Consider the following 25,315-nt stretch of genomic DNA (forward strand, 5'->3'; position numbering starts at 1 on the left):
TCACCTCAGGTGAGGGGCTGATAGGCCTCGATGTCGGTGGCCTCGAAGGTGGTCATCTCCCGGTACACCGCCAGGCCCATGTCCAGCAGGGGCATCACCGCCACCGCACCGGTGCCCTCCCCCAGCCGCATCCCGGCGTAGAGGAAGGGCTCCAGGCCCAGTTCCGCCAGCACCAGCTTGCTGGCGGGCTCGTCGGAGGCGTGGGAGCCCAGCATGTAGTCGCGGCTGTCGGGGCACAGCCGGGCGGCGATGAGGGCGGCCACCGAGGAGATGAACCCGTCCACCAGCACCGGCACCCGGCACAGCGCCCCGCCCAGGAACACCCCGGCCAGGCCCGCCAGGTCCAGGCCGCCCACCTTGCTCACCACGTCCAGGGGGTCATTGGGGTCGGGCTTGTTGAGGGCGATGCCGGTCTCGATGGCGTGGATCTTGCGCTGTAAGCCCTCGCTGGACAGCCCGGCTCCCCGGCCGGTCATCACCACCGGCTCTTTCTTCAGGAACACGGAGGCCACGGCGGAGGAGGTGGTGGTGTTGCCGATGCCCATCTCCCCGGTGCCCAGCAGGTTGACGCCCTTGGCGCACAGGTCTCTGGCGATCTCTACGCCGGTGAGCACCGCCCGCTCCGCCTCCTCCCGGGTCATGGCGGGACCCTGGGTCAGGTCGGCGGTGCCACGGCGGATGTTCTTCTGCAAGATCCGCTCACCCTTCAGGGGGGTGGCGCAGCCGATATCCACCGGCACCACCTCCGCCCCGGCGTGACGGGCCATGGCGCACACGCTGGTATCCCCGGAGGACATGTTCTCCGCCACGATGGCGGTGACCTCCTGGCCGGTCTGGGTGACCCCCTGGGCCACCACGCCGTTGTCGGCGCACATCACCGCCACCGCTCTTCGGGAGATGTCCACATCAGGGGTGCCCGTCATGGCGGCGATCCGGATGACGGCGTTCTCCAGAGCCCCCAGGCTGCCCAGGGGTTTGGCGATGGAGTCCCAGCGGGCCTTGGCTGCCGCCGCCGCCTTCTGGTCTGCGGGGGTGATGGAACGTACCACTTCTGCCAGCGTCATAGCAATGCCTCCTGTTGATGATAGCGGCGGGCCGCCGCCACAAAGTTGCGGGCCAGCTCCGGCCTGGCCCAGAAATGGAAGTGGGGGAATCCGGCGTACAGCGTGGGCGTATGGAAGGCGCAGTCCCAGCCCCGGTCGCTCTGAGGCTTCCGGGCATGGAAATCGGCGCCGGGGGTGGTGCTGTCCCAGTAGTGGAACTCGTGGGCGGGGAAGCTCTCCCCCGCCCTGCACAGCAGGCCGTCCTTCCGGGCGGTCAGGGTGATGTATCCGAACCGGCCCAGCCTGCCGGTATTGCGGGCCTGGCCGGAGAAGGCCCCCACCATGCGCCAGTCATACCGGCTGTCAGCGTCCCCCAGCTGCCGGTTCAGGTAGAGAAAGCCGCCGCACTCGGCCACCGTGGGCAGGCCGTGAAGGACCTTGTGGTGGATCTCCCGGAGCAGGCCGTGGTTGTTCGCCAGCTCTTTGGCAAACAGCTCCGGGTAGCCGCCCCCCAGATAGAGGCCGCAGGTCCCCTCCGGCAGGGTCTCGTCCGCCAGCGGGGAGAACTCCACCAGCTTTGCCCCCAAAGTTTCCAGCAGCTCCAGGCCGTCGGCGTAGTAGAAGCAGAAGGCCTTGTCCTTCGCCACCGCGATGACGGGCTGGCCCTCCACCGGCTCAGGCAGATCGACGGGCTTTGGATTCAGGGCCGGGGCGGAGGAGGCCAGAGCCAGCAGGCCGTCCAGATCCAGGCTCTTTTCCGCCTGGGCCGCCAGCTTTTTCAGCTTTTCCTTCAGGTTGGCCACCTCGCCGGCGGTGACCAGGCCCAGGTGGCGGCTCTCCAGGGCGCAGTCTGGCAGGTTGGGCAGATAGCCGTATACGGTAAGGCCGGTCTCGGCCTCGATGCACTCCTTTAATCGGGGGTAGAGCATGGGGGACACCCGGTTGAGGATCACGCCCCGGATGCCGCTGTCCGGCCGGAAGGTCTGTATGCCGTGGACCGCCGCCGCCAGGGTGAGGGCGCTGCCCCGTCCGTCCAGCACCAGCACCGCCGGCGTTTCGGTCACACGGGCCAGCTGCCAGGCGCTGGCCTCATGGCTCATGGCGATGCCGTCGTAGTAGCCCATGACCCCCTCGATGAGGGCCAGGCCGGACCCGGCGCTGTTTTTCTCCAAAAGATACCGGGTCTTGTCCTCGCCCAGGAAGAAGAGGTCCAGATTGCGGCTTTTGGCCCCGATGATCTCGCTGTGGAACATGGGGTCGATATAGTCCGGGCCACACTTGAAGGCCACGGGATTCAGCTTCCGGTCCATCAGGGCCTGGAGGACGGCGCAGGTCACCGTGGTCTTGCCCCCTCCGCTGGCGCTGGCGCACAGCAGCAGCCGGGGGGCGCTCATGCCCGCCCCTCCCCGGAGAACAGCCACACCGGGTTCTGGGCGTCCATCAGATGGTACCGCCCGGCAGAGCGGGTGCGGGTGGCGGACACCTGCACCATGTCGGCGCCCTCCAGGTTGGCAAAGAGGCGGGCCGCCTCGGCCACCGTCTCCAGGGTGACGGCGGTACACACCACCCGGGCGGCGGGATTCTTCCGGAAAATCACGTTGAGGATCTCCTCCAGCTCTCCGGAGGTGCCGCCCAGAAAGACCCGGTCGGGGGCGGGCAGGTCCTCCAGGGCCGCCGGGGCGGCGCCCCCCACCACGGTCAGGTTGGAGGCGTGGAACCGGGCCTTGTTCTCCTCCAGCAGGGCCAGGGCCTCCTCCTTCTTCTCCACGGCGAACACCCGGCCGGCGGGACAGGAGAGGGCGCACTCCACCGACACCGAGCCGGTGCCCGCCCCCACGTCCCACACCACGTGGTCCGCCTCCAGCCGCAGCTTGGAGAGGGCCAGGGTGCGCACCTCCTCCTTGGTCATGGGCACGTCGCCCCGGAGGAAGGCCCCGTCGGGCAGGCCGGAGCCGTTCCACGGCCGCACCACCGGGTCGGGATTCTCCGCCAGCAGCACCGCCAGGTCGGCAAATTCCTCCTCCGCCAGTTCCGCCGCGGTGCCGGTGACGATCCGCTCGTCGGAGTAGCTCAGCCGCTCTCCCACCGAGACGGTCACGTTCCCCAGGCCACGGTCGGTCAGCTCCCGGCAGATGTCCTGGGCCTTGGTGCTGCCGCCGGTGAGGGCGAAGGTGCGCTCGCTGCGCTGGATCTCCCCCACCGCGTTGTGGCTGCGGCCGTGGGCGCTGACGATCTTCACATCCTGCCAGTCGGTGTGGAGCTTGGCGCAGAAGTAGCTCAGGGAGGAGATGCCGGGGAGGGTAATGACTTCATGGTCCCCCAGCAGGGCCCACAGCTTTTTGGCCCCGCTGTAAAAGCCGGTGTCTCCCGACAGCAGGACCCCGATGGGGCCCTCTCCCCGCTGTTTGCCGATATATTCCGCGATATCGGCCCCGGCGATGAGGGGCACGCAGTCGTGACTTTCCGTCCAGGGCTCCAGCAGCCGGGGCGCACCCACCAGCACAGGGCAGGCCTTGATGGCCTCCAGGGCCCCCACCGTCATCACCTCGGGGGAACCCATGCCCACCCCGATGAGATAGACCTTCATGCCCGTCCCTCCTTCAAAATCTCCTGAATCTCCTCCAGGGTATATCCGGTCTCGTCGCCGGGCCGCTCCACCACCAGCAGGGCGGCCCCCGCCTCTTTTGCGGCCTCCGCCTTCTCCCGGAACCCGCCGTAGCCCCCGGTGTCCTTGGTCACCAGGGTTTTGATGTCATATTGCCGTAAAAGGGCCACGTTCAGCTCTTTGGAGAAGGGCCCCTGCATACAGATGATGTGCCTGGGCGGAAAGCCCAGCTCCAGGCAGCGCGTCAGCGAATCCACCATGGGGAGCACCCGGGGATAACACCGCTCCACCAGGCCGGGCTTTGCAAAGGCGTCCAGCTCCTTGCTGCCGGTGGTGAGCAGTACGTTGCCCGGCAGCCCCTCCAGCATCTCCGCCGCCGCCGCCACGTTTTCCGCCTTGTGGCACCCGTCCTCCCCGTCGGACATGCGCACCAGCCGGAGCCGGGGCAGGCCGGCGGCCTCTGCCGCCGCTTTGATGTTGGCGGTCACCTCCACGGCGTAGGGGTGGGTGGCGTCCACCACGTGGGTGAAGGGGCGGGCGGCCATCAGCCGTTCCATCTCCCCCCGGTCCAGCCGCCCCACATGGGCCTCCGCACCGGAAGGCAGGAGGGTCTCGCCGTACTCGGTGGCCACGCACACCAGGGCGGGGATGTGCCGGTCCAGCAGCCACTGGGCCAGCTCCCTGCCCTCGCCGGTGCCGCCGAAGAGCAGAATATTCATCTCACTCCCCCCGCTGGAGGTAGCCCCGGGGGGTGACCATCTTCCCGCCCAATACCTTGGTCTGGCTGTTGCCGATGAACACGGTGGTGAACATATCCACCCGGGTGTCCCGCAGCTGGCTCAGGGTGAGGAGCTGTCCCTCCTCCCCCGCCCGGCCGATGTTGCGGACGGTGCCGCACACGGTACCGGGGTCCTTGTCCCGCAGCAGGATGTCGCAGGCCCGCTGGAGATAGTCCGGGCGGCTCTTGCTGGAGGGGTTGTAGAGGCAGATGACGAAGTCCGCCCGGGCGGCGGCGGTGAGCCGCTTTTCGATCTTCTCCCAGGGGGTGAGCAGGTCGGACAGGGAGATGACGGCGAAGTCGTGGGTCAGGGGCGCCCCCAGCACGGCGGCGCCGCCGCAGGCGGCGGTGATGCCGGGCACCACTTCGATCTCGATGGGGTCGTACTCCTGGGCCACCTCGTAGATGAGCCCCGCCATGCCGTACACCCCGGAATCTCCGGAGCACACCACCGCCACGTCCTTGCCGGTGAGGGCGGCCTCCACGGCGGCCCGGCACCGGTCCACCTCCCGGCGCATGCCGGTGGACAGCACCTCTTTTTCGGGAAAATCGTCTTTCACCAGGTCGATATAGGCGGTATAGCCCACGATCAGGTCGCAGGCCTCCAGCGCGGCTCTGGCCCGGCCGGTCAGGTCCGCGCCGCCGCCGGGGCCCAGTCCGATGACAGTTACTTTCATAAAACATTCCTTCCCGCCACCGCCACGGTGACGCCGTTTTTTGCCTGCTTGGGCATCAGGATGGTCCCGCCTGCCCGGACCGCCGCCCGCTCGCACACGTTGTCCACCCCGGTGACTCCTTTTACAAAGTCGGAGGGGGTAAAGGTCCCCTCCACCGCCGCCAGCTCCGCCGCCGGATAGACGGACAGGGGCAGGTGGTGGGCGGCGCAGAAGGCCAGCAGGCCGGGCTCGTTCTGTTTCAGATCAATGGTGGCCACCCGCTCCACGGCGGCAGGCTCATACCCCGCCAGGGCGGCGGACACCGCCTCCTCAATGGCCGCCCGGGCCGTACCTCTCCGGCAGCCGATGCCCAAAATCAATCCTTTGGGAACCAGCCGCAGGGTACGGGCAAAGGGGCCGTTTCCGGTCTTCCAGGTGACCCATACCCCAAGCTCCGCCGGGTGTTCGGTCAGCCCCTGCGGGCAGGAGTGGCCGAAGTCGCTGGCAAAGCCCACCGGCTTTCCTTCCAGCAAGGCGGCAGACACCTCCTTGGCCAGCGTCCGGTCGGTGATGGCCATATCCCGCTCCCTGGCCCACACGTCCACGGCGAACAGACCGTTGACGTCGGTGGCAGTGGAGATGGCCGCCTGGCCGCCCGTGAGGGCCGCCACCCGGAGGGCCAGCTCATTGGCCCCGCCCACGTGGCCGGAGAGGAGGGGGATGACGAACCGCCCCGCCTCGTCCACGCTTACCACGGCGGGGTCGGTGAATTTATCCTTCACATGGGAGGCAATGGCCCGGACGGCGATGCCGCAGGCTCCCACAAAAATGAGGGCGTCCTTTTCCCCCCACATCCGCGCCGTCCAGCCCTCCAGGCTGTCGTACGCCTCCGCCCCCACCTCAGCGGCAAACCGGGCTGGCACGTGGAGGGAGGCATCCAGCGCCTCCGCCAGCACCTTTCCCAGGACCGCGCCCCGGCGGGTAAAAGCCAGAATGGCCGCTGTCACTTGCTGGCCTCCCGGAACTCGTGGGTAAAGGTGGGGTCGTACAGCTTGGATCTTTCGTATTTTTTACCCAGGAAATTACCAATCGTAATCAATGCCGTCTTGGTGACGTGGTTTTCCCGGGCGGTCTGAGCCAGGGTGGACACGGTGCAGCGGTACACCTTTTCCTCCGGCCAGGTGGCCTTATACACGATGGCCGCCGGGGTGTCGGGTGCATAGCCCCCCGCCGCCAGCTCTTTTTCCACATCCTCCAGCAGGCCGGTGGACAAAAAGAGCACCATGGTGCAGCCGTGGGAGGCCATCTTGCGGAGCTGCTCTCCCTCGGGCACCGGGGTGCGGCCCGCCATGCGGGTGATGATCACGGACTGTGATACGTCGGGCAGGGTATACTCCGCGCAGAGGGCGGCGGCGGCTCCGGAGAAGGAAGACACGCCAGGGGTCACGTCGTAGCTGATACCCAGCTTATCCAGCTCGTCCATCTGCTCCCGATGGGCGCCGTAGAGGGAGGGATCGCCGGTATGGAGGCGGGCGGTGGTGCCGCCCTTTTCTTCCGTAGCTTTCATTACCTCGATGACTTCTTCCAGGGTCATCTTGGCACTGTCGTACACCTGGCAGCCCTCTTTTTTATAGTCCAGCAGGGCGGGATTCACCAGGGAGCCGGCGTAAATGATGACGTCGGCCTCCCCCAGCAGCTTGGCTCCCCGCACGGTGATGAGATCGGCCCCGCCGGGGCCTGCGCCGATAAAATGTACCATAAGTTCCTCCTATACCCGGTGGAGGGCCAGCAGCCGGTCCGCCCCCGATGTCTTTCCTAACATGCCATATTGATTGGAGAAGAAAACCGCCTGGATCTCCAGTTCCGGCCCCGCACGATGGCGGAGCTGATCCTCCAGAGCCGCTCCGATGGAGGCCATCACTTGTTCCAGCAGGCCGGCTTTTTTCAGCAGCTCCACCCCCGCGTCGGTGGTGGGACTGTCGAACAGGGCACGGAGCAGCTCCGACGAACCGCCCGCCAGGGCGGCGTGGGCGGTGAGGGTCTCCCGCCGGCCGTCGGCCACCTTGGAGTGGGTGTTCATGCTGCCGGCAGCCACTTTGATCAGCTTGCCCAGGTGGCCCACCAGCAGCAGGGACCGGAAGCCCAGCCCGGCGGCGTGGTCGATGGCCGCGCCGACATAGTTGCTGCACGTGCAGCGGTGGGTCAGGTCCAGGCCCAGGGTATCCTGGGCGAAGGCATCCCCGTAGTTGCCGGGGGTCATCAGCAGGTCTGTCACCCCGGTGGCGCGGGCCATGTCCTGCTCCAGGTAGAGGGAATCAAGGAGGGCGGCCTCGCTCATGGGCCGGACGATGCCGCTGGTGCCCAGGATGGAGATGCCCCCCTCAATGCCCAGCCGGGGGTTGAAGGTGTGTTCCGCCAGCCTCTCCCCCTCGGGCACCGAGATGGTCACCGCCAGGCCGCCGGCATAGTCCGCCCCGGCCATGATCTGCTCCACCTGGGTCCGGATCATCCGCCTTGGGGTGGAGTTGATGGCGGCCTGACCCACCGGCTGGTCCAGGCCGGGCCGGGTGACCCGGCCCACCCCCACGCCGCCGTCGATGGTGACGCCGGGTGTATCCGTCCGCTCCGCTCTGGCGCAGATCAGGGCCCCGTCGGTGACGTCCGGGTCGTCCCCCCCGTCCTTGCGGACGGCGCAGGAGGCCCAGCCCGGTCCGGCGGCGTGGTCCAGCAGCTCGGCCTCCACGGTGATGCCGGCGGGGGTGTCCACCCGGACGGCGGGCAGCCGCTCCCCGGTGAGGAGGAGCCGGGCCGCCCCGGCGGCGGCCGCCGCCGCGCAGGTGCCGGTGGTATAGCCGCAGCGCAGCTTCTCCTTCCCCACCGGGAGATAGACCTCCAGCTTTGCCATTCCGCCCCTCCGTTCCAAAAAAGAAAGCCCTCCCGTCATTGAGGGAGGGCCTTTTGCCTGTGTTCTGCCGCACTCTCCACCTCAGAGTAACGCAAACGCCCTTACAGTGGGTCTCCTGGCTTGCGTTTCCTCCTCCGGCACGCCTTCTCGGCCTGGGGCCAATGGCTCGTGCGCCTTCGTCCACGCTTACAGTAGAGGTAAGACTGCGCCGGATTTTCACCGGCTTCCCCTGATGCGGTACTCCGCGGCTGCAAGTGCTTTCAGTTATCTTAGCTATTATATCAGTACGCCGAAAAAAAGGCAAGGAAAATCGGTCGAATTTGTGGCTTTTACTCATGGAGCTTGCCCGCTACGATCACCGGCACAAAGAACCCCAGGGCGGCCGCCAGGGTGAGCCACAGCCGCCCCGACCCCCACAGCACGGGGGCGAAGCACTGGAGGGCCAGGTAGAGCAGGGGGAACACCACCGGCGTCAGCAGCAGCCACCACCGGGCCGCTCCCATCAGGTAGGGCCAGTTCCGGTTGCTGATGCGCACCCCCGCCAGGTTCATGCGGAAAGGCCCCTGGCTGAAGGAGGTGATGTTGTTCTCATCGTAGTAGGCGGGCAGCACGTCCGGAGCCAGGAAGCAGGCCCAGGCCCCGAAGAACAGGCAGATCCCCTCCACTATTCCCAGATCGTCCCACAGCACCGGCCAGGAGAAGCCCGCCCACCGGAGGGCCAGCAGCTCCACCAGCGCCATGATTGCGGACAGGCCCCACAGCAGCCCCCGCCGTCTCCGGTCCTGCCGCTTCTGCTGCCGCTGGGTCCCGGACAGCTCCAGGGAGCCTGTCAGCAGCTCCTCCACCTGGTCCACCGGCAGGGTTTCCGCTCCCGCCAGCCGCTCCCCCCGGAGCAGCTCGGTCACCGTCACCCCCAGAATCTCCGCCAGCGGGGTGAGCAGGGAGATGTCGGGCAGGCTCAGCCCCCGCTCCCACTTGCTCACCGCCTTGTCGGACACGTAGAGTTGTTCGGCCAGCTCCTTCTGGGTCAGGCCCTTTTCCTTCCGCAGCCGGACAAGGAAGGCCCCGAAGGCCTCCCGGTCGATCTCAAACATAGATGCAGCCTCCTTCCTCCCGCCATTGTAAGGCCGCCGTACCGTTCCTGGCAACCGACTGTCGGTAGAGTAGATGGAAATTCCCTGACCCGGCCGCCTGATAACCGCCCCTGGCCTGGCAATATCTCGTAGATCTGACCCAGAGTGGAGCAAGGGAAAAAGATCAAAAGCTTCACTGGTGACACCAGACCGGAACAAGGCGGAAAGGAAGCCCGGAGATACTGTACCATTCTGGTACCGGCCAGGCCCCCGCTCATGGTCCACTCTGGGCCAGCCAAATAAACCAAAGCACCCCCCGACACAGCCGGAGGACCGTGCTGCATCAGGGGGCGTTCCGAACAAAGTGGGTGGGTCATGCCCGCCGCCGTCCCCCCAGGCCGCGGATCCGGTTGAACAATTTGCTGCCCAGCTCAAACAGGTTGAGCATCAGCTTGAACACCGAGTAGGACAGGCCCAGGAACACCAGCAGCACCAGGAAGGGCTGGAGCTCCAGGGGGCTCAGGCCGAAGTTCTGTCCAAAAAAGAGAATCGTCACCGCCGAGGAGCCCGCCATGGCCCCCCACAGCACCCGCCGCTTCCAGTCAAAGGGCTTGCACACCTGATAGAGCACCAGAATGCCGATGACGATGAGCAGGATGGCGGAGATGGTGGACAGCTCGTCGGTGGTGAAGCCGAAGGCCAGGTAGAACACCTCCGCCCCCAGCACCACGATCAGATCGGACAGTCCGCCGGGCAGGGCGGACCGGAACACGTTGGCCAGGAACTTCCCCTTCACCAGGCTGTGGTTGGGCTCCAGGGCCAGGAAGAAGGAGGGCACCCCGATGGTGACGGCGCTGAGCAAAGACAGCTGGAGGGGGGTCACCGGGTAGGGCACCGTGGCAAACAGGGAGATGATGGCCAGGCAGAAGGAGAAGATGTTTTTCACCAGGTAGAGGGCGGCGGCCCGCTGGATGTTGTTGATGACCCGCCGGCCCTCAGCCACCACCTTGGGCATGGCGGAGAAGTCGGAGTTGAGGAGCACCAGCTGGGCGGCGTGGCAGGCGGCGTCGGCGCCGGAGGCCATGGCGATGCCGCAGTCGGCGTCCTTCAGGGCCAGCACGTCGTTGACGCCGTCGCCGGTCATGGCCACGGTGTGGCCCTCCTTCTGGAGGGCCCGGACCAGCTTCCGCTTCTGGTTGGGGGTGACCCGGCCGAACACGGTGTAGTGACGCACCGCCCGCTCGATGTCGCTGTCGCTGCGGAGGGTGGCGGCGTCCACGTACTTGTCCGCCCCCTCGATGCCCGCCTGGCGGGCCACCTCGGCCACCGTCACCGGGTTGTCGCCGGAGATCACCTTCACCGCCACCCCCTGCTCGGCAAAGTAGCGGAAGGTCTTGGGGGCCGCCGGGCGCACCCGGTTGGCCAGCATGGCCAGGGCCATGGGGGACACCCGCCGGGGGTCCAGCCCCCGCCCCTGGTCGGGGACGCCGTCATACTCCGCCAGCAGCAGCACCCGGTAGCCCTTGGCGGACCAGGGGTCCACCTGCTCCTTCAGGTCGGCGTACCGCTGACCCATGATGAACTCGGGGGCCCCCACCACGAAGGAGCCGTGGCCGGGGAACACGGCGGCGCTCCACTTGGCCGCCGAGGTGAAGGGGATGGTCTGGGAGGCGTGCCACACGGAAGTGCCGTGGAATTTCTTCTGCATGGCCCGGCCGGTGTCGTTGTCCGCCTCCATCACCTTGTAGAAGGCGTTGAGGGTCTCGGTGACCTCGGTCTCGGCGTATTTCTCCGGGTCCAGGTACACCACCTCCCCCACCTCCATGTGGGGCTCGGTGATGGTGCCCGTCTTGTCCACGCACAGCACGTCCACCCGGGCCAGGGTCTCGATGCAGTTCATGTCCTGGGCCAGCACCTTGCCCTGGGCCAGGCGGATCATGCTCACCGCCAGGGCCACGCTGGTCAGCAGGTAGAGCCCCTCGGGGATCATGCCGATGAGGGCGGCCACCATGGACACCACCGCCTCCTGGGCGGTGCGCTCCAGGAAGAAGTACTCCTTGACGAAGAGGGCCACCCCGATGGGCACCAGCAGAATGCCGATGATGCGGATCAGCTTGTCCAGGGAGGACATCATCTCGCTCTTGCCCACGGTGACGTCCTTTTTGGCCTCCAGGGTCAGCTTGGCGGCGTAGGACTCCGCCCCCACCCGGTCCAGCCGGGCCCGGCAGCGCCCGGCCACCACGAAGGAGCCGGAGAGCAGCTGGTCCCCGGGATTTTTCACGATGGCATCGGCCTCGCCGGTGATGAGGGCCTCATTCACCTGCACCTGACCGGAGAGGACGGTGGCGTCGGCGGGGATCTGCTCCCCGGATGAGAGCTCCGCCACGTCGTCCCGCACCAGCTGGGCCGCCGGCACCGAGAGCACGTTCCCCTCCCGCACCACATTGGCACGGGGAGCCGCCAGCAGGTTCAGCTTGTCCACCGTCTGCTTGGAGCGCAGCTGCTGAAAAATGCCGATGGCGGTATTGGCCAGGGCGATGAGGAGGAAGAGCATGTCGTCAAAGGACCCCACCGCCACCAGCAGGGCCGCCAGAACGATAAAGATGAAGTTAAAGAAGGTGCAGCAGTTCTCCCGGACGATCTGCCCCACTGTCTTGGTGGGGGATTCCACCGGGTCGTTGGCCCAGCCGTGGTGCTGCCGCTCCCGTACCTGGGCCATGTTCAGGCCCTTTTCCGGGTCCGCCGTCACCCGGGGCACCTCCCGTCGGGTATGCTGTTGTACTGGTTCCGCCGGCTCTGTCCGGCGTGGTTTCTTCTTCGCCATGCTTCCGCCCCTGTTTTTTGTTTTTTCGTATGCATTATAGCGGAATTGCCGCCGCCGGACAAGGGCGGCAGGAAAAACTTAACTGTTTCCTCACAATTTTTTCGTGTTTTTGCAGATTTCTTTCGCTCCTCGCAGAAATCTCCGGTCTTTCCGGCCGTCCGGCTCATTATACTGGAAAGAAAGGAGGGTGCCTATGGAATGGAAACCGGATCGGAAAAAGGCGGCCGCCCGGCTGGCTCTGTGCGGCGGGCTGGCGGCGGTGCTCTATGGCGCCGCCGTCAAGCTGCCCGCTCTGGAGGAATACCGCCCCTGGCTGGAGGAGCACAGGCTGGAGGCAGGCGTGGTGGCGGCAGCGGCTCTGTTCGGGCTGTCCCTGCTGGTCTTTCCCCTGCCGGAGAACTGCGGGGAGGAGGACCCGGACGATGATCCCTGCGGCGGGTACAGTCCCGTGGAATGACCGCAAAAAGGACCCGCTAAAAGCGGGTCCTTTCGTCGTTCAGCGGAACAGAGGCAGGAGGGCGGCGCCGATGATGCCGGCGTCGTTGCCCAGAGCGGCCCGCACCAGCCGGGTGCGGTGGACGCTGTTGCGGGCGTAGTCCTCCCGGTTCAGGATGTAGCGCACCGGAGCCATCAGGGTCTCTCCCTGGGCGGAGGGCCCGCCGCCGATGCAGAACACCTCCGGCTGGAGGATGTTCACCAGGCTGGCCACCCCGCAGCCCAGGTAGTCCACGTACTCGTCGATGACCTTCCCGGCGGCGGCGTCCCCCTGGGCGGCGGCGTCAAAGGGGGTGCGACCGTTGACCTTATCCAGATCCCCCGCCAGCTGCCACAGCAGGGAATCCGGATTCTCCTCCATCACCTGCCGGGTGCGCTTGATGAGGGCGGTAGCGGAGCAATAGGCCTCAAAGCAGCCCTTCCGGCCGCAGGTACAGGGCCGGCCGTTGTGCTCAATGACGAAGTGGCCCACCTCCATACCGGCGTAGTTGAAGCCGGTGTACAGCCTGCCGTTCAGGATGGCGCCGCCTCCCACCCCGGTACCCAGGGTGATGGCCACCATGGACTGGCTGCCCTTGCCCGCCCCGGCGGCATACTCCCCCAGGGCGGCGGCGTTGGCGTCGTTCTCCAGGTAGATCCGCTTGTGGAGCCGCTCCTCCACCAGTGCCGCCAGGGGCACATTCTCAAAATCCAGGTTGGACCAGAATTTGATCAGCCCGTGCTGGGGCTCGATGGTACCGGGGGAGCCGATGCCCACCGATTCCACCTGCTCCAGGGACACCCCCGCCTGCTCCGCCGCGGCCTTGGCGGCAGCGGCCATCTGATCGGCCACAGCTTCGGCGCCCGTCCGGGGAGTGGGCAGGCTGGCCTTGCCCAGAATGGTCCCGTCCTTGTCCACCACGGCGGCCGCCACGTTGGTGCCGCCCAGATCAATGCCAAGATAGTGCATACTCCGGCCTCCTCCGTTTCTTCTGCTGACATTATAAGACAGGTCCGCCCCCAGCACAAGCAAAAAACGCCCCGGCGGGACAGATTCCGCGTCGGGGCGTAAAAGGGGGGGATCACGTGGTCACGGTGCCCCGGGCCGTCCTAGGGAGCCGGGGTGAAAGCTCCACCTGCTTTTTTTGGCGGGAGCGCAGATGGACCGCCAGGGTGATGACGCCGCTGATGACCAGGAAGGAGTAGAAGCTGATGCCCCGGGACACCAGCACCGCCGGGGTCACCAGGGTGGGGCCGAAGAACAGGGCCATGGCGGTGACAAAACCGCCCTCTGAGGCCCCCACCGCCCCGGGCAGGGGCAGGTTGGACACCGCCAGGGTCACCAGGGCCTGGGTGCAGATGATGCTCACCGCGCTGCTGCCGGTGAGGCCGAAGGCGTGGTACACCGCCACCGGCACGGAGAACAGGGCGGTGAGCTGGAGGAAGGTGAGCCCCAGCAGCACCGGCACCAGGCCGGGATTTGCCTTGACACAGTCGGCGCCCCGGCGGTACTCCGCCAGCTGCCGCTCCAGCTTCTCCCGGGCCGCCTCCTCATGGCGCACCAGGCGCACCCGCACCAGCAGCTTCAGCACCCCGCCGGTGAGCTTGCGGGCGGCGTTGGGCAGGAACATGAGGCAGAGCATGCCCGCCGTCAATGCCCCGTTGACCAGGGCGCCGTAGAGCAGCAGGATCATCAGCCCGTTCCCCAGGTTTGCCACCAGGGAGAAGTGGGAGAGCACCACTGCCAGGGCGTAGCCCACCACTGTCACCTGGTAGCACACGGCAATGAGCATCATATTCAGCGCCCCGTGGGCGGCGGGGATATTGTCCCTGGACATATAGTAGACCTGGGCGGGCTGACCTCCGGTGGAGGAGGGGGTGATGGAGCTGACGTAAAAGCCCACGAAGGAGTAGCCCAGGCAGCGGCGGTAGTTGGTCTTGTGGCCCAGCCGGCCCAGGATCAGGCGGGAGCACATGGCCTCGCACCCCACAAAGGCCACCATCAGGCCCAGACCCAGCACCAGCCAGCCCGGTCTGACCTGGGCCAGGATGCCCGCCAGCTTGCCGGGGGACAGATCCTTCAGCAGCAGGCAGCCGGTGAGGACCATCAGCGCCAGGATCATCCCGATGCCCAGCAGACTTTTTCGCTTGTTCATCCCACTTTCGCCTCCCGCTCCACCGCCAGGCCGGAGAGGATCCGGTTCAGGCTCTCCTCCTCCAGGCGGGACTTCATGGCCCGCATCCGGGCCGACATGGCTGCCAGAGCCTCATCGTCATAGATCAGGTCCCGGATGGCCTCCAGACAGGCTTCCGGCTCCTTGGACGCCACCCGGCCCATGCCCTTTCGCACCAGGAACCGGGCGTTGTTCTTCTCCTGCTCCAGGAAGGGCTCCCAGGCCAGGATGGGCAGCTCGGAAAAAATGCTCTCAAACATGGTGATGCCGCCGGGCTTGGTGAGCACCAGATCGGAGGCGGCCATATACTCGTACACCCGGTCGGTAAAGCCCAGCACCTCGATGTTGGCGTACTTCCCCGCCAGGCGCTCGTACAGCTTCTGATTGCCGCCGGTGATGATGGTGGTGTGGACGTTGGGCAGATCGTTGAGTTCCTCATAGAAGGAATCCTTCCGGGGCATCAGGCCCAGGCCGCCGCCCATGACCAGCAGCCGCCGCTCCTGGCCGCCCCGCCGCCGGACGGGGTGCTTGAACTCCAGGCGCACCGGGATACCGGTGACACAGATGATCTCCCGGTCCACCCCCTTGGCCGCCAGCTTCTCCTTGATATCCTCCGAGCCCACCAGGTAGCAGTCGGTGCCCTTGTGGATCCACTCGGAGTGGCTGGACAGGTCGGTGACGCAGGTGATGAGGGGCAGGGTGCTGCCCGTCTCCCCCTTCCAGCGGGACATCATCCGGGCGCAGATGGGGTGGGTGGCGATGACGGCGTCGGGCCGCCGGTCGTCCAGCAGCTCCTCCAGCCGGTCCATCTCCTGCTCCTCAAAGAGCTGCCAGTCGCTGGACGGCAGGTCCTGGGTGATCTTGTAGTAGAGATTGAACAGCCCGCTGCCCCGGGTGACCAGCAGGTTGAACCAGCGGTACATGGCCTCGGAGGTGTTGGGCCGGGTATAGGCGATCAGGTCCAGCACCTCCGCCTGGGCGTTGGGAAACGCCCGCAGCAGCTGTTGGCGCAGAGACATGGACGCGGACCAGTGGCCCATGCCGAATTTTCCGGTCAAAATCAAGATCTTCACGGGGTCTCCCTCCCTTTCCCAGCTTACAGGTCTAGTATAAAGGAGGTTTCTTTAGAAAACCTTGGGCAGATTCTTAAAAAGAAATTAAGAAAAAGAAACATTTTGATCACAGGGGCGCTCCGGGGGCTCCTCCGGCGGGGCGCAGCAGACCGCCCCCCGCCACCCGGGACCGGCATAGGCACGGAAGATCAGCCCGTCCAGCGTTCCGGTCCGGCCGGGGCCGATCAGGGGGACGGCAATGGTGCTGGCAAGCTGCCGCAGGCCTTTGCCGGTACACTTGATCCTGGCCTCCTTCAAGGTCCAGATGGTGTACAGGCTCTCCCAGTCCCCGCCCAGCTGCTCATACCAGGCGTACTCCGCCGGGGAACAGATATACTTGGCCAGGCCCTCCCGCCGGGGGCGGACCACCTCGATATCCACCCCCAGGGGGGCGGAGCCCACACCGCACAAAGCCAGGCCGCCGCTGTGGCTCACGTTGAAGTGGAGGTCGGGTTTTTGGGGGAAAAAGGGCTTGCCCCCCTCCTCCCGGGCCAGCTCCGGCAGCTCAGGCAGGCCGTATTCCGCCGCCAGCAGGTCCGCCAGCAGCCGGTACGCCTCTCCCTTCCTCAGCCAGAGCTCCATATCCGTCCCCTCCTTTTTTCTCAGGATACCACAAATATCCCCGTTATTCCACCGTTTCAAACGTGCCCAGGAACAGAGGCACCCCCCGCTCCAGGTCCACCACGGCGTAGCAGAAGGGCCGGTCGAAGATGAGCTCCACCCGCTCCGCCGGAGGCTCCGCTCCCGCCGGCATGGCCACCACCGTGGCGGCGGCGGCCTCGGTGCCCTTCTCGTTGACCTCGATCCTGGCCCGGTGGTCCACCGAGCTGACAAACAGGGGGAGGCCCTCCGCCGTGGTGCCCAGGGCGGAGAAGTCCGCCAGTCCCGGGTCAAAGGCGGCCTCCAGCCCCATGCCTTTCAGGGCGTCGGACAGGTTGCCGCCCCACTCCGCCTCAAATTTGGGCAGGCACAGGGACACCGTGGCGTCCTCCGCCGCCTCCAGCAAGCTGGAAAAGGTCTCCCCGTCCACCCCCTCCAGCCAGCCGTCCAGGTCTCCGTCCGGCAGCACCGCCAAAAAGGCCAGCCGCCCGTCGTCGTAGGGCAGCACCACCCCGGCGGCATCCTCCGTCCGGAAGTATTGCTCCGTCCGAATGCCGTTGGAGAGGAAGCCGGTATCGGTCACCGCTCCGTCGGCGGCGGTGAAGGGGCGGGTATGGGTGCCGCTGGGGTCAAACTCCTCCGCCCAGGTGGTCTTTAACCAGAGGGCGTTGGCCAGCAGCAGGGCAGTTTCCTCCGGCAGAGGCTTCTGGAGCATCTGGGGGATCATCCCCCGGGTGACCTGGCTGATCCAGTCGTTCACGGCGTCTTTGGCCCGCTCCGTGTCCAGGTCGGCCTGGTACACCCCCGCCTGATAGAAGCCGGCGCACCGCTCCAGAAACAGGTCTTTGGCCGTCATCCCCTGGTCCACCCACAGGGAGTTGGCGACGGCGGACTGGGTGCTCCCCTCCAGGGACAGGTAGTCGGCCAGGAGAGAAGCGGCGTTTTCGTTGAGGGTGTTCACCTCCGCCCCCAGCAGAGCCTCAAACTCCGCCCGGGTGTCCCCGGCGGCTCCGTTGGCCGTCATGGACAGGGCCAGGGCCACCGACAGGGGGGAGAGCAGGGTGTTCTCCCCCGGCTGCCGGACAGCCCGGAGCAGGTCAGCCCCCAGATTCCCGATAGCGGCGTCGGCCTGGGGCTTGGCCTGGAAATCCCCTCTGTCTCCGGCCTCATGCTTGGGGGTCAGGTCAGTCGCCCCCGCCACCCGGGGAGCGGAGGTCGGAGCGGAGCACCCGGCCAGCAGGGCCGGGAGCAGGAGCAGAGCCACCAGCTTTCCTCTCATAGGGGATCCTCCTTTTTCTTTCAGTTGCTTTTTAGACGGAAGGTGGGGTAAAATGTTCCTGGTCTTAAGGCAGTCTTAAAACATTTCCCCTCGGGAACTTAATCTTTTTACGCTAAACTGAGGCCATAGCATGAGGTGAGGATATGAACACCATTCTGATCTGTGACGACGACAAGGACATCGTGTCCGCCCTGGACATCTACCTGTCCAGCGAGGGCTTTGCCACCCTGAAGGCCTACGACGGGCTGGAGTGCCTCCGCCTGGCGGAGAGCAACCCGGTGGACCTGATCCTGCTGGACGTGATGATGCCCGGTCTGGACGGCATCCGCACCACCGCCAAGCTGCGGGAGAGCTGCAACGTGCCCATCATCCTGCTCACCGCCAAGAGCGAGGACGCCGACAAGGTGCTGGGCCTGAACATCGGGGCGGACGACTACATCACCAAGCCCTTCAACCCCATCGAGGTCATCGCCCGGGTGAAGAGCCAGCTGCGGCGGTACACCAGCCTGGGGGGCAAGAGCTCCGGCGGCGGGGCGGGAGACCCGGCCCTGCTCACCAACGGCGGCATCGTCCTGGACGACGGGGCCAAGTCGGTGACGGTGGACGGGGAGCCGGTGAGCCTGACCCCGCTGGAGTACAACATCCTCCTGCTGCTGATGAAAAACCCGGGCCGGGTGTTCTCCACCAGCCAGATCTATGAGCTGGTGTGGAACGACCCCTCTCTGGGCTCGGAGAACACCGTGGCGGTCCACATCCGCCACCTGCGGGAAAAAATAGAGATCGACCCGGCCAACCCCCGGTATATCAAGGTGGTGTGGGGCCTGGGCTACAAGATGGAAAAGGTGTGAGGGCCCTCCCCTCCGCCGGTGGGAGAGACGCATGATGAAAACCTTGAGAACCAATCTGGCCGTGAAGCTGGTGGCCTTTTTCCTGGCCATGGCCACCGGCGCGGGGGGCTTCTGGGCCTCCCTGTTCATTCTCTCCCAGTGGGATACCCTGTGGACGGGGACAGGCTACTACACCAGCAACTCCTATTACCAGGACCTGAGCAACCGCTTTGACCAGGCCAGGGAGCTGACCTGGCTGATCCAGGACAAGGAGTGGAACGACGGTTCCCTGCCCTACCTGGACCAGCAGCGGCTGGAGGAGCTGCAGGAGCTGCTCTCCCCGGAGAAGACCAACTTTCGCTTCGCCATCCGGCGCAACGACACCGGCGTGCTGATTTACACCAATGCCGACCCCAACCAGGCCCTGGACAGCCAGGTCCACACGGTGGTGCGGGAGGCGGTGACCATCAGCATGGATCGGGACGCGCTCAGTTTCTCCGGGGATCAGGACCCAGAGCCCACGGAGTACGCAGATAACGGAGACGGGATGCTCAGCTCGGAGCTGGTGCTGGAGTTCGGGGTCACTGACCCTCTCACCGTGGAGGACGAGTTCTACATCGGACGTCAGGAGTACGGGGAATACGCCAGCTACCTGCCCGCCCTGGCCCTGCTGGCCCTGGCCCTGGACATCCTGTTCGTGGTGCTGCTGGTGTTCCTGCTCCGCTCCGCCGGGTGGCGGAAGGGGGCGGAACGGCCGGTGCGGGGCGGCTTTGACCGGATCCCCCTGGACCTGCTCACCTTCGGCCTGATCTGCGCCATAGCCCTGCTGCTGGCAGGGGGCGATTCCATGACCTTTGCCGCCAATCAGGGCGGCCTGACCACCGATCTGGTGGTGGGCCTGGCCCTTCTCTCCTGCGGGACGGCCCTGTGCGTCCTCTATTATCTGCTCACCCTGGCGGTGCGCTTCAAGACCCATACCGTCCTGTCCTGCACCGTGATCGCCGCTCTCTGCCGCCTCATTGCCCGGGCCGTCCGGGCTATGGCCCGGAGCTGGCCCCTCACCTGGCGGGTGGTGCTGGTGTTTCTGCTGTATGTGCTGGGCTCGGTGCTCACCTGGTTCACCGTCATCCTGTTCCCCATCTACCAGGGCGCGGTGCTGTTCGGCCTGTGCCGCTGGGCCATCCAGTGGAAAAAGGTGCAGGCGGGCACGGAGCACATTCTGGGGGGCGAGACCGATTACCAGATCGACACCGTCCATATGTACCACGATCTGGCCGCCCACGCCCGGCAGCTCAACGACCTGAACCAGGCCATCAGCGCCGCGGTGGAGGAGCGCATCCAGAGCGAGCGGTTCAAGGCCGAGCTCATCACCAACGTGTCCCACGACCTGAAAACGCCCCTCACCTCCATCATCAACTACGTGGACCTGCTGAAGAAGCAGGGCCTGGACAGCCCGGACGCCCCCGCCTACCTGGAGGTGCTGGACCGGAAGAGCCAGCGGCTGAAAAAGCTGACGGAGGACCTGGTGGAGGCCTCCAAGGCCTCTACCGGCAGCCTGCCCGTCCACCTGGAGCGGCTGGGCATGGTGCAGCTCTTCCAGCAGGCTCTGGGGGAGTTTGAGGAGAAATTTGAGCAGAGCAATCTGACGGTGGTGCCCCGGTTCCCGGCGGAGGAGCTGTGGATCATGGCCGACAGCCGCCATCTGTGGCGGGTAATCGACAACCTGCTCTCCAACTGCAACAAGTACGCCCAGGGCGGCACCCGGATCTACGTGGATATCTTCCGGCGGGAGGGCCGGGCGGTGCTCACCATCAAGAACGTCTCCCGCCAGCAGCTGAACATCCCCGCCGCACAGCTGATGGAGCGGTTCGTCCGGGGGGACGAGGCCCGCACCACTGAGGGCTCCGGCCTGGGGCTGTCCATCGCCCGCTCCCTCACCGAGCTCCAGGGCGGCCAGTTCGGCATCGACATCGACGGGGACCTGTTCAAAGCCGCCGTCTCCTTCCCGGAGGTACCGGCCCTGCCCCCTGAGCCGCAATAAGACAAGAAAAAAGAGCCGTCCCATACGGGACGGCTCTTCTTTTCTGCTGATTAGTCGGTGACGAAGGGCAGCAGCGCGATCTGACGGGCGCGCTTGATGGCCTCGGTCAGCTGACGCTGATGCATGGCGCAGGTGCCGGTGGTGCGGCGGGGCAGGATCTTGCTCCGCTCAGACAGGAACCGGCGCAGCTTGGCGGCATCCTTATAGTCGATGTGCTCCACCTTATCCACGCAGAAGGTGCAGACCTTGCGGCGCTTCCGGCCGCGGGGACGCTCTCTATCCATAGCCATAACAGGAAAACCTCCTTTTGACGGGCCTGCAGCCCGTTTGTTTTATGAGGACGGTCTCTCGCCGTCCAAAAGTTCAATCAGAAGGGCAGCTCTCCATCGTCGTCATCGGAGAGCTCGGCGAACTGATCGCCCGACGCGGGGGGCGCATAGGCGTTGTTGGCCGGGGCCGCCGGAGGGGCATAGCCGCCGGGTCCGCCGTAGCCGCCGGAAGGCGGGGCGTAACCGCCGCCCTCGGCGTCCCGCTTGGAGTCGCCGAAATACACGTTGTCGGCCACCACCTCGGCGGTAGTGCGCTTATTGCCGTCCCGGTCGGTCCAGTCACGCATCTGGAGCCGGCCCTCCACCACGGCCAGCCGGCCCTTGGTGAAGAAGCGGGAGACAAATTCCGCCGTCTGGCGCCAGGCCACCACGTCGATCCAGTCGGTGGCCTTCTCGCCGGTGGTCTTGTCCTTGAAGTCCCGGTCCACCGCCAGCCGGAAGGAGGCCACGGGGGTCCCCGTCTGGGTGTGGCGGAGCTCGGGATCACGGGCCAGGCGGCCCATGAGAATGATTCGGTTCAGCATAGGCGCTTCCCCCTTCTTACTCGTCCGTGCAGACGATGAGGGAACGCATCACGCCGTCGGTGATCCGCAGGATACGATCCAGCTCCCGGGGGAACTCGGGCTTGGAGCTGAAGGTCATCAGCACGTAGTAGCCCTCGGTCATGTCGTTGATGGGATAGGCCAGGTGGCGCTTGCCCCACTCGTTGACCTCAGCCAGAGTGCCGTTCTGCTCCACCAGAGTCTGGAACTTGGACACCATGGCAGCGGTGGCTTCCTCGTTCAGGTTGGGATCGAGGATGTAGACCACCTCATAATTTCCGCTGAGTTTTGCCATTTTGTTTGCACCTCCTTATGGACGTATGGCCCCCGCCCTTTGTCGGGGGCAAGGATAGGACCTGTTTTTTCAAACAAGCCCTATTATTATATAAAAATTCTCCAAAAAGTCAAGTGTTTTTTCCCATTTTAAAAAAAGAAATGATTTTTGAAATTTTTTCAGCAGGCCGTGCAATAAAACGGCCCCCTCCCACATTTCATAGTCAGAACGGAGGACGAAGCCCCACACACGGGGCCCACCGGATCAACATACAATCTATATCAAATCAAATCGTAAAGGAGTTTTCAGACATGAAAAGAGGTTTCGGTAAAGGTTTCGCCAGCGGCATCCTGGTGGCCGCGCTCACGGTGGGTCTGGGCGTGTCCGCCCTGGCCGCCACCCGCACCATCACGGTGGATGACAACATCCGGGTCACCCTCAACGGCGCCGTGTTCTCCCCCAAGAATGAGCAGGGCAAGGAAGTGCCCCTGTTCTCCTACAACGGCACCACCTATGCCCCCGTCCGGGCCATCTGTGAGGCCGCCGGCATGAAGGTGGAGTTTGATTCCGCCACCTACACCGCCGTGCTCACCACCCAGGACCAGTATATCGCCTCCACCCCCGCCGCCTCCGACTATATCACCGTGGAGAAGGCCAAGCAGGCCGCGCTGAGCCACGCCGGTGTGTCCGCCTCCGACGCCGTCTTCGTTAAGGCCGGCCTGGACTGGGATGACGGTAAGGTCAAATATGAGGTGGAGTTCTACGTGGGCAACACCGAGTACGACTACGACATCGACGCCGCCACCGGCGCGGTGCTCTCCTACGACCGGGAGTGGGATGACTTCTCCCTGAACCGGCCCGGCACCAGCACCGGTACCACCACCTCCGGCCTGATCTCCGCCGACAAGGCCAAGGAGATCGCCCTCAACCACGCCGGGGTATCCGCCTCCAGCGCCACCTTCGTCAAGGCCCAGCTGGACCGGGACGACGGCCGGACCCGGTATGACGTGGAGTTCTACGTGGGCAACACCGAGTACGACTATGAGATCGACGCCACCAGCGGCGCCATCGTCTCCTACGACCAGGATTTCGAGAATCACAGCACCGGCAGCACCGGCACCTCCACCTCCAACCTGATCACCGAGGCCCGTGCCAAGGAGATCGCCCTGGCCAAGGCTCCCTCCGGCGTCACTGTGGTCAAGTGCCAGCTGGACTTTGACGACGGCCGCTATGTCTACGAGATCGAGATGCGCTCCGGCCGCACCGAGTACGACTGCGAGATCAACGCCTCCACCGGCGCTATCATCAACTGGGACGTGGACTACGACGACTGAGCCGACACAATAAAAAGAGGAGCGGCGCAGCAATTGCTGCGCCGCTCCTCTTTTGTCTCCCGGGGTTATTTCCCCAGCAGCAGGGGCTGGAGCTGTTCCCCCCGGAGAGCGGCGTCAATGGCGTCGTTCACCTGGGAGAAGTCGGCCACCAGGGAGGTGGGTTTTTCCGCCGGATCGTCCTGGCCGAAGGGGACAAAGTAGACGTTCTTCTTGTCCAGCAGGGTGCCGATGTTTCTGGCCGAGGATGCCAGGCCGTCGTTGGTGGCCAGGCAGATCACCACCGGCCCGCCGTTGCGCAGGTGGGCCTTGGCCGCCATGGTCACCGTGGTGTCGGTGATGCCGCCCGCCAGCTTGGCCAGGGTGTTGCCGGTACAGGGACAGATCACCAGCACATCCAGCAGATGCTTGGGGCCGATGGGCTCGGCCTTGGGAATGGTGTCGATGACCCGCTTATCACAGATACGCTCCATCTCCCGCATGTACTCGTGGGCCGGGCCGAACCGGCTGTCGGTGGCGGCGCTGGTCTCGGAGACAATGGGAGTCACGTCGCCGTAGCGGGCGCGGACCTGTTCCAGGGCCGTCATGGCCCGATGATAGGTACAAAAGGACCCGCAGAAGGCGAATCCCACCCGGATGGGTTCCATAGCTACACTCCTAACTCATTCAATATGTGGCAGATGGTATTGCGCAGGTAGGCCGCCGCCGTGGCCGGAGCCACCCGTCCGGGGAGGGACAGGGCCTGAATGGCCTTTACCCCCAGGGCCTTGGCGGCCTCAAAGTCCACGCCTCCGGGGAGGGAGGCCAGGTCGATGACCACGCACTCCGGCTTCAGCTCCCCCAGCTCCTCCTCCCCCAGCACTTGGGCGGGCACGGTGTTGACGATCAGGTCATAGCCGCACAGCCAGCCTTTCAGCTCGCCGGTGTGCTCGGTGCCGAAGCCGAACCCCTCCGCCCAGGCCAGGTGGGCATACTTCCGGGCGGCCACGCTGACCCTGGCGCCCAGCCCCGCCAGCCGGGGAGCCAGGGCCCGGCCCAGCCGTCCGTATCCGATGACCAGGGCCCGGCTGCCGTGGAGGGTGACGGGCATCTCCTCCAGGGCGATCTGGATGGCCCCCTCTGCGGTGGGGAGCGCAGGGGCAAAAGGACACAGGGCGGACAAAACGCGCCCCTCCGGACCCAGGTCCGGAGGGGCGCGTTCTGATTCTAGCTGCTTTTTCAGCGCCTGCCGCCCTTGGCGGTCAGCAGGACGGAGGCGAAGAGGGAGACCAGGGGGACCGTCAGGATGATGCCCACGGAGCCGGCCACGCTCTGGATCAGCTCGATGGCCATGGAGTCGCTGTTGATGATCTGGATCAGCGGATAGCCGTACACCTGGAACAGCAGCAGCATATTGAAGGCGGCGCCGGCAAAGGCCAGGATCAGGGTGTTGGCCATGGTGCCCATGGCGTCCCGGCCGATGTTCATGCCGGAGCGGAACAGCTCCCCCGCCGTCAGGCCGGGATTGACCGCCCGCAGCTCACTGCACGCGGAGGAGATGGACATGGCTACGTCCATCACCGCGCCCAGGGCGGCGATCAGGATGCCGCTGACCAGCAGCCCCCGGATCTCCAGAGGGCTGTCATAGGCCCGGAGCACCAGGTCCTCCGCCTCCGACATGTTGAATCCGCTGATGGGGGTGATCTGTCCCACGATCCAGGCGAACAGCCCCGCCGCCGCCACGCCGCACACGCAGCCCAGGCCTGCGCACAGGGTCTTGCGGGTGAAGCCGGTGAGCATCAGCAGGGAGGCCGCCGCCGTCAGGGCGGCGATGGCCACCGCCGACAGGATGGGGGGCCCCCCCCGCAGCACCATGGGGATCAGCAGCAGCCAGATCCCCGCCAGGGTATAGGCCAGGCCCAGCAGGGCCATGATCCCCTTCTTCCCGCCGATGACCACCAGCAGCAGGGCAAACACGGCGATCATCCCCGCCAGCACCGGCCCCCGGTCGTAGTTGGGGATGGAGATGACGTAGGGTGCGCCGCTGTCGTCCAGGTCCAGCCGGACGATGACCCGGGTACCCAGGGAGCAGTCCACATTGGCGTAGGCGGTCAGGTAGTTGGCGGCCTCCAGAACGGCCCCCTTGTAGGGGCCGGTGAGGATCTCCAGCTGCAGCTGCTGGGTGCCCACCCGCAGGCCCTCCGTCCAGTCCTCCGGCTGGGCGTTGTCAGACAGGATGTCATCCACCCGGGCCACGGCAAACAGCCGCTTCTGGGCCGCCGTCTGCCCGGTGTCTCCAGCGCCCAGGAGCAGGCAGCCCGCCGCCAGGACCAGGAACAGCAGCAGCCCGGTCACAACGGCGGCCAGGCGGCGGCCCGTCCATACAGGCGGCCTCTCAACAGCTTGTTTTCGGCCCATATCGGTGGGTCCCCCTCTCTCCTGAAAAGATGGAGCCGCCCGCCATGGGGC

The 25,315-nt window shown here is 65.8% G+C and carries 25 protein-coding genes and 1 riboswitch; of the genes, 4 read left to right on the forward strand and 21 right to left on the reverse strand.

The genetic code is table 11. The features are described from left to right. Positions 1 to 5: 5 nt before the first annotated feature. From cobT to E0E41_RS08505, 10 genes are all read right to left on the reverse strand, one after another. Complete coding sequence (gene cobT, locus E0E41_RS08460) at positions 6 to 1,064, reverse strand: nicotinate-nucleotide--dimethylbenzimidazole phosphoribosyltransferase (RefSeq protein ID WP_130869532.1); 1,059 nt, start codon at positions 1,062 to 1,064, stop codon at positions 6 to 8. Next, positions 1,061 to 2,437 (reverse strand): cobyrinate a,c-diamide synthase, encoded by a 1,377-nt coding sequence (locus E0E41_RS08465; protein ID WP_130869533.1) that lies wholly within the window; start codon positions 2,435 to 2,437, stop codon positions 1,061 to 1,063. The genes cobT and E0E41_RS08465 overlap by 4 nt, the downstream gene beginning before the upstream one ends. After that, positions 2,434 to 3,630, reverse strand: coding sequence for a precorrin-6y C5,15-methyltransferase (decarboxylating) subunit CbiE (gene cbiE, locus E0E41_RS08470; protein WP_130869534.1), 1,197 nt, complete (start codon positions 3,628 to 3,630; stop codon positions 2,434 to 2,436). The genes E0E41_RS08465 and cbiE overlap by 4 nt, the downstream gene beginning before the upstream one ends. Further along, positions 3,627 to 4,367, reverse strand: coding sequence for a precorrin-6A reductase (gene cobK, locus E0E41_RS08475; RefSeq protein WP_130869535.1), 741 nt, complete (start codon positions 4,365 to 4,367; stop codon positions 3,627 to 3,629). The genes cbiE and cobK overlap by 4 nt, the downstream gene beginning before the upstream one ends. 1 nt (position 4,368) lies before the next feature. Then, positions 4,369 to 5,103, reverse strand: coding sequence for a precorrin-3B C(17)-methyltransferase (gene cobJ / locus E0E41_RS08480; RefSeq protein ID WP_130869536.1), 735 nt, complete (start codon positions 5,101 to 5,103; stop codon positions 4,369 to 4,371). Next, positions 5,100 to 6,089, reverse strand: coding sequence for a cobalt-precorrin 5A hydrolase (locus E0E41_RS08485; protein WP_130869537.1), 990 nt, complete (start codon positions 6,087 to 6,089; stop codon positions 5,100 to 5,102). The genes cobJ and E0E41_RS08485 overlap by 4 nt, the downstream gene beginning before the upstream one ends. After that, positions 6,086 to 6,841 (reverse strand): precorrin-4 C(11)-methyltransferase, encoded by a 756-nt coding sequence (gene cobM, locus E0E41_RS08490; protein ID WP_130869538.1) that lies wholly within the window; start codon positions 6,839 to 6,841, stop codon positions 6,086 to 6,088. Before cobM ends, E0E41_RS08485 begins: the two co-directional genes overlap by 4 nt. Before the next feature lie 9 nt (positions 6,842 to 6,850). After that, on the reverse strand, positions 6,851 to 7,987 hold the full coding sequence (gene cbiD / locus E0E41_RS08495; protein WP_130869539.1) for a cobalt-precorrin-5B (C(1))-methyltransferase CbiD: 1,137 nt from the start codon (positions 7,985 to 7,987) through the stop codon (positions 6,851 to 6,853). Between the two features lie 88 nt (positions 7,988 to 8,075). After that, positions 8,076 to 8,255, reverse strand: a riboswitch (cobalamin riboswitch). A 61-nt stretch (positions 8,256 to 8,316) separates the two neighbouring features. Then, a complete protein-coding gene (locus E0E41_RS19115) occupies positions 8,317 to 9,081 on the reverse strand; it encodes a helix-turn-helix domain-containing protein (RefSeq protein WP_130869540.1) in 765 nt (254 codons plus the stop codon). Positions 9,082 to 9,433: 352 nt separating this feature from the next. Continuing rightward, positions 9,434 to 11,884 (reverse strand): cation-translocating P-type ATPase, encoded by a 2,451-nt coding sequence (locus E0E41_RS08505; RefSeq protein ID WP_130869541.1) that lies wholly within the window; start codon positions 11,882 to 11,884, stop codon positions 9,434 to 9,436. Positions 11,885 to 12,077: 193 nt separating this feature from the next. On the opposite strand from E0E41_RS08505, the gene E0E41_RS08510 reads away from it, so the two are divergent. Then, positions 12,078 to 12,341 carry a hypothetical protein gene (locus E0E41_RS08510; RefSeq protein ID WP_130869542.1) on the forward strand — a complete coding sequence of 88 codons (264 nt, stop codon included), beginning with the start codon at positions 12,078 to 12,080 and terminating at the stop codon, positions 12,339 to 12,341. Between the two features lie 39 nt (positions 12,342 to 12,380). On the opposite strand, the gene E0E41_RS08515 is transcribed toward E0E41_RS08510, so the two are convergent. The 5 genes from E0E41_RS08515 to E0E41_RS08535 form a co-directional block, all read right to left on the reverse strand. Then, on the reverse strand, positions 12,381 to 13,328 hold the full coding sequence (locus E0E41_RS08515) for an ROK family protein (protein WP_130869543.1): 948 nt from the start codon (positions 13,326 to 13,328) through the stop codon (positions 12,381 to 12,383). Positions 13,329 to 13,440: 112 nt separating this feature from the next. Next, the gene (locus tag E0E41_RS08520) at positions 13,441 to 14,514 is read right to left on the reverse strand and encodes a lysylphosphatidylglycerol synthase transmembrane domain-containing protein (protein ID WP_130869544.1); all 1,074 of its coding nucleotides are present in this window, start codon (positions 14,512 to 14,514) and stop codon (positions 13,441 to 13,443) included. Continuing rightward, positions 14,511 to 15,605: an MGDG synthase family glycosyltransferase gene (locus tag E0E41_RS08525; protein WP_242623737.1), complete on the reverse strand. Its 1,095-nt coding sequence runs from the start codon at positions 15,603 to 15,605 to the stop codon at positions 14,511 to 14,513. Before E0E41_RS08525 ends, E0E41_RS08520 begins: the two co-directional genes overlap by 4 nt. A gap of 84 nt (positions 15,606 to 15,689) precedes the next feature. Beyond that, entirely contained in the window at positions 15,690 to 16,226 is a 537-nt protein-coding gene (locus E0E41_RS08530) for a 4'-phosphopantetheinyl transferase family protein (protein WP_130869545.1), read from the reverse strand. Between the two features lie 43 nt (positions 16,227 to 16,269). Next, positions 16,270 to 17,523: a serpin family protein gene (locus E0E41_RS08535; RefSeq protein WP_130869546.1), complete on the reverse strand. Its 1,254-nt coding sequence runs from the start codon at positions 17,521 to 17,523 to the stop codon at positions 16,270 to 16,272. 143 nt (positions 17,524 to 17,666) lie between these two features. Between E0E41_RS08535 and E0E41_RS08540 the strand changes: the two genes are divergently transcribed. Both E0E41_RS08540 and E0E41_RS08545 read left to right on the forward strand, forming a co-directional pair. Then, the gene (locus tag E0E41_RS08540) at positions 17,667 to 18,371 is read left to right on the forward strand and encodes a response regulator transcription factor (protein WP_130869547.1); all 705 of its coding nucleotides are present in this window, start codon (positions 17,667 to 17,669) and stop codon (positions 18,369 to 18,371) included. A gap of 34 nt (positions 18,372 to 18,405) precedes the next feature. Beyond that, on the forward strand, positions 18,406 to 20,391 hold the full coding sequence (locus E0E41_RS08545; RefSeq protein ID WP_130869548.1) for a sensor histidine kinase: 1,986 nt from the start codon (positions 18,406 to 18,408) through the stop codon (positions 20,389 to 20,391). 50 nt (positions 20,392 to 20,441) lie between these two features. Here E0E41_RS08545 and rpsR read toward each other — a convergent pair whose 3' ends face one another. The 3 genes from rpsR to rpsF all read right to left on the reverse strand — a co-directional run bounded on the left by rpsR (position 20,442) and on the right by rpsF (position 21,557). After that, positions 20,442 to 20,681, reverse strand: coding sequence for a 30S ribosomal protein S18 (rpsR, locus tag E0E41_RS08550; protein ID WP_087238992.1), 240 nt, complete (start codon positions 20,679 to 20,681; stop codon positions 20,442 to 20,444). A 77-nt stretch (positions 20,682 to 20,758) separates the two neighbouring features. After that, complete coding sequence (locus E0E41_RS08555; RefSeq protein WP_130869549.1) at positions 20,759 to 21,244, reverse strand: single-stranded DNA-binding protein; 486 nt, start codon at positions 21,242 to 21,244, stop codon at positions 20,759 to 20,761. A gap of 16 nt (positions 21,245 to 21,260) precedes the next feature. Further along, positions 21,261 to 21,557: a 30S ribosomal protein S6 gene (gene rpsF / locus E0E41_RS08560; RefSeq protein WP_130869550.1), complete on the reverse strand. Its 297-nt coding sequence runs from the start codon at positions 21,555 to 21,557 to the stop codon at positions 21,261 to 21,263. Between the two features lie 290 nt (positions 21,558 to 21,847). Between rpsF and E0E41_RS08565 the strand changes: the two genes are divergently transcribed. Then, the gene (locus E0E41_RS08565) at positions 21,848 to 22,870 is read left to right on the forward strand and encodes a PepSY domain-containing protein (protein ID WP_130869551.1); all 1,023 of its coding nucleotides are present in this window, start codon (positions 21,848 to 21,850) and stop codon (positions 22,868 to 22,870) included. A 65-nt stretch (positions 22,871 to 22,935) separates the two neighbouring features. Here E0E41_RS08565 and E0E41_RS08570 read toward each other — a convergent pair whose 3' ends face one another. The 3 genes from E0E41_RS08570 to E0E41_RS08580 are packed head-to-tail and all read right to left on the reverse strand — an operon-like array spanning position 22,936 to position 25,264. Then, the gene (locus E0E41_RS08570; protein WP_130869552.1) at positions 22,936 to 23,514 is read right to left on the reverse strand and encodes a dipicolinate synthase subunit B; all 579 of its coding nucleotides are present in this window, start codon (positions 23,512 to 23,514) and stop codon (positions 22,936 to 22,938) included. 2 nt (positions 23,515 to 23,516) lie between these two features. Then, positions 23,517 to 24,029 carry an NAD(P)-dependent oxidoreductase gene (locus E0E41_RS08575; protein WP_242623738.1) on the reverse strand — a complete coding sequence of 171 codons (513 nt, stop codon included), beginning with the start codon at positions 24,027 to 24,029 and terminating at the stop codon, positions 23,517 to 23,519. 56 nt (positions 24,030 to 24,085) lie between these two features. After that, positions 24,086 to 25,264, reverse strand: coding sequence for a YibE/F family protein (locus tag E0E41_RS08580; RefSeq protein ID WP_130869553.1), 1,179 nt, complete (start codon positions 25,262 to 25,264; stop codon positions 24,086 to 24,088). Between the last annotated feature and the right edge of the window lie 51 nt (positions 25,265 to 25,315).

The organism is Intestinimonas massiliensis (ex Afouda et al. 2020) (assembly GCF_900626285.1).
GTDB classification, from domain to species: domain Bacteria; phylum Bacillota; class Clostridia; order Oscillospirales; family Oscillospiraceae; genus Flavonifractor; species Flavonifractor massiliensis_A.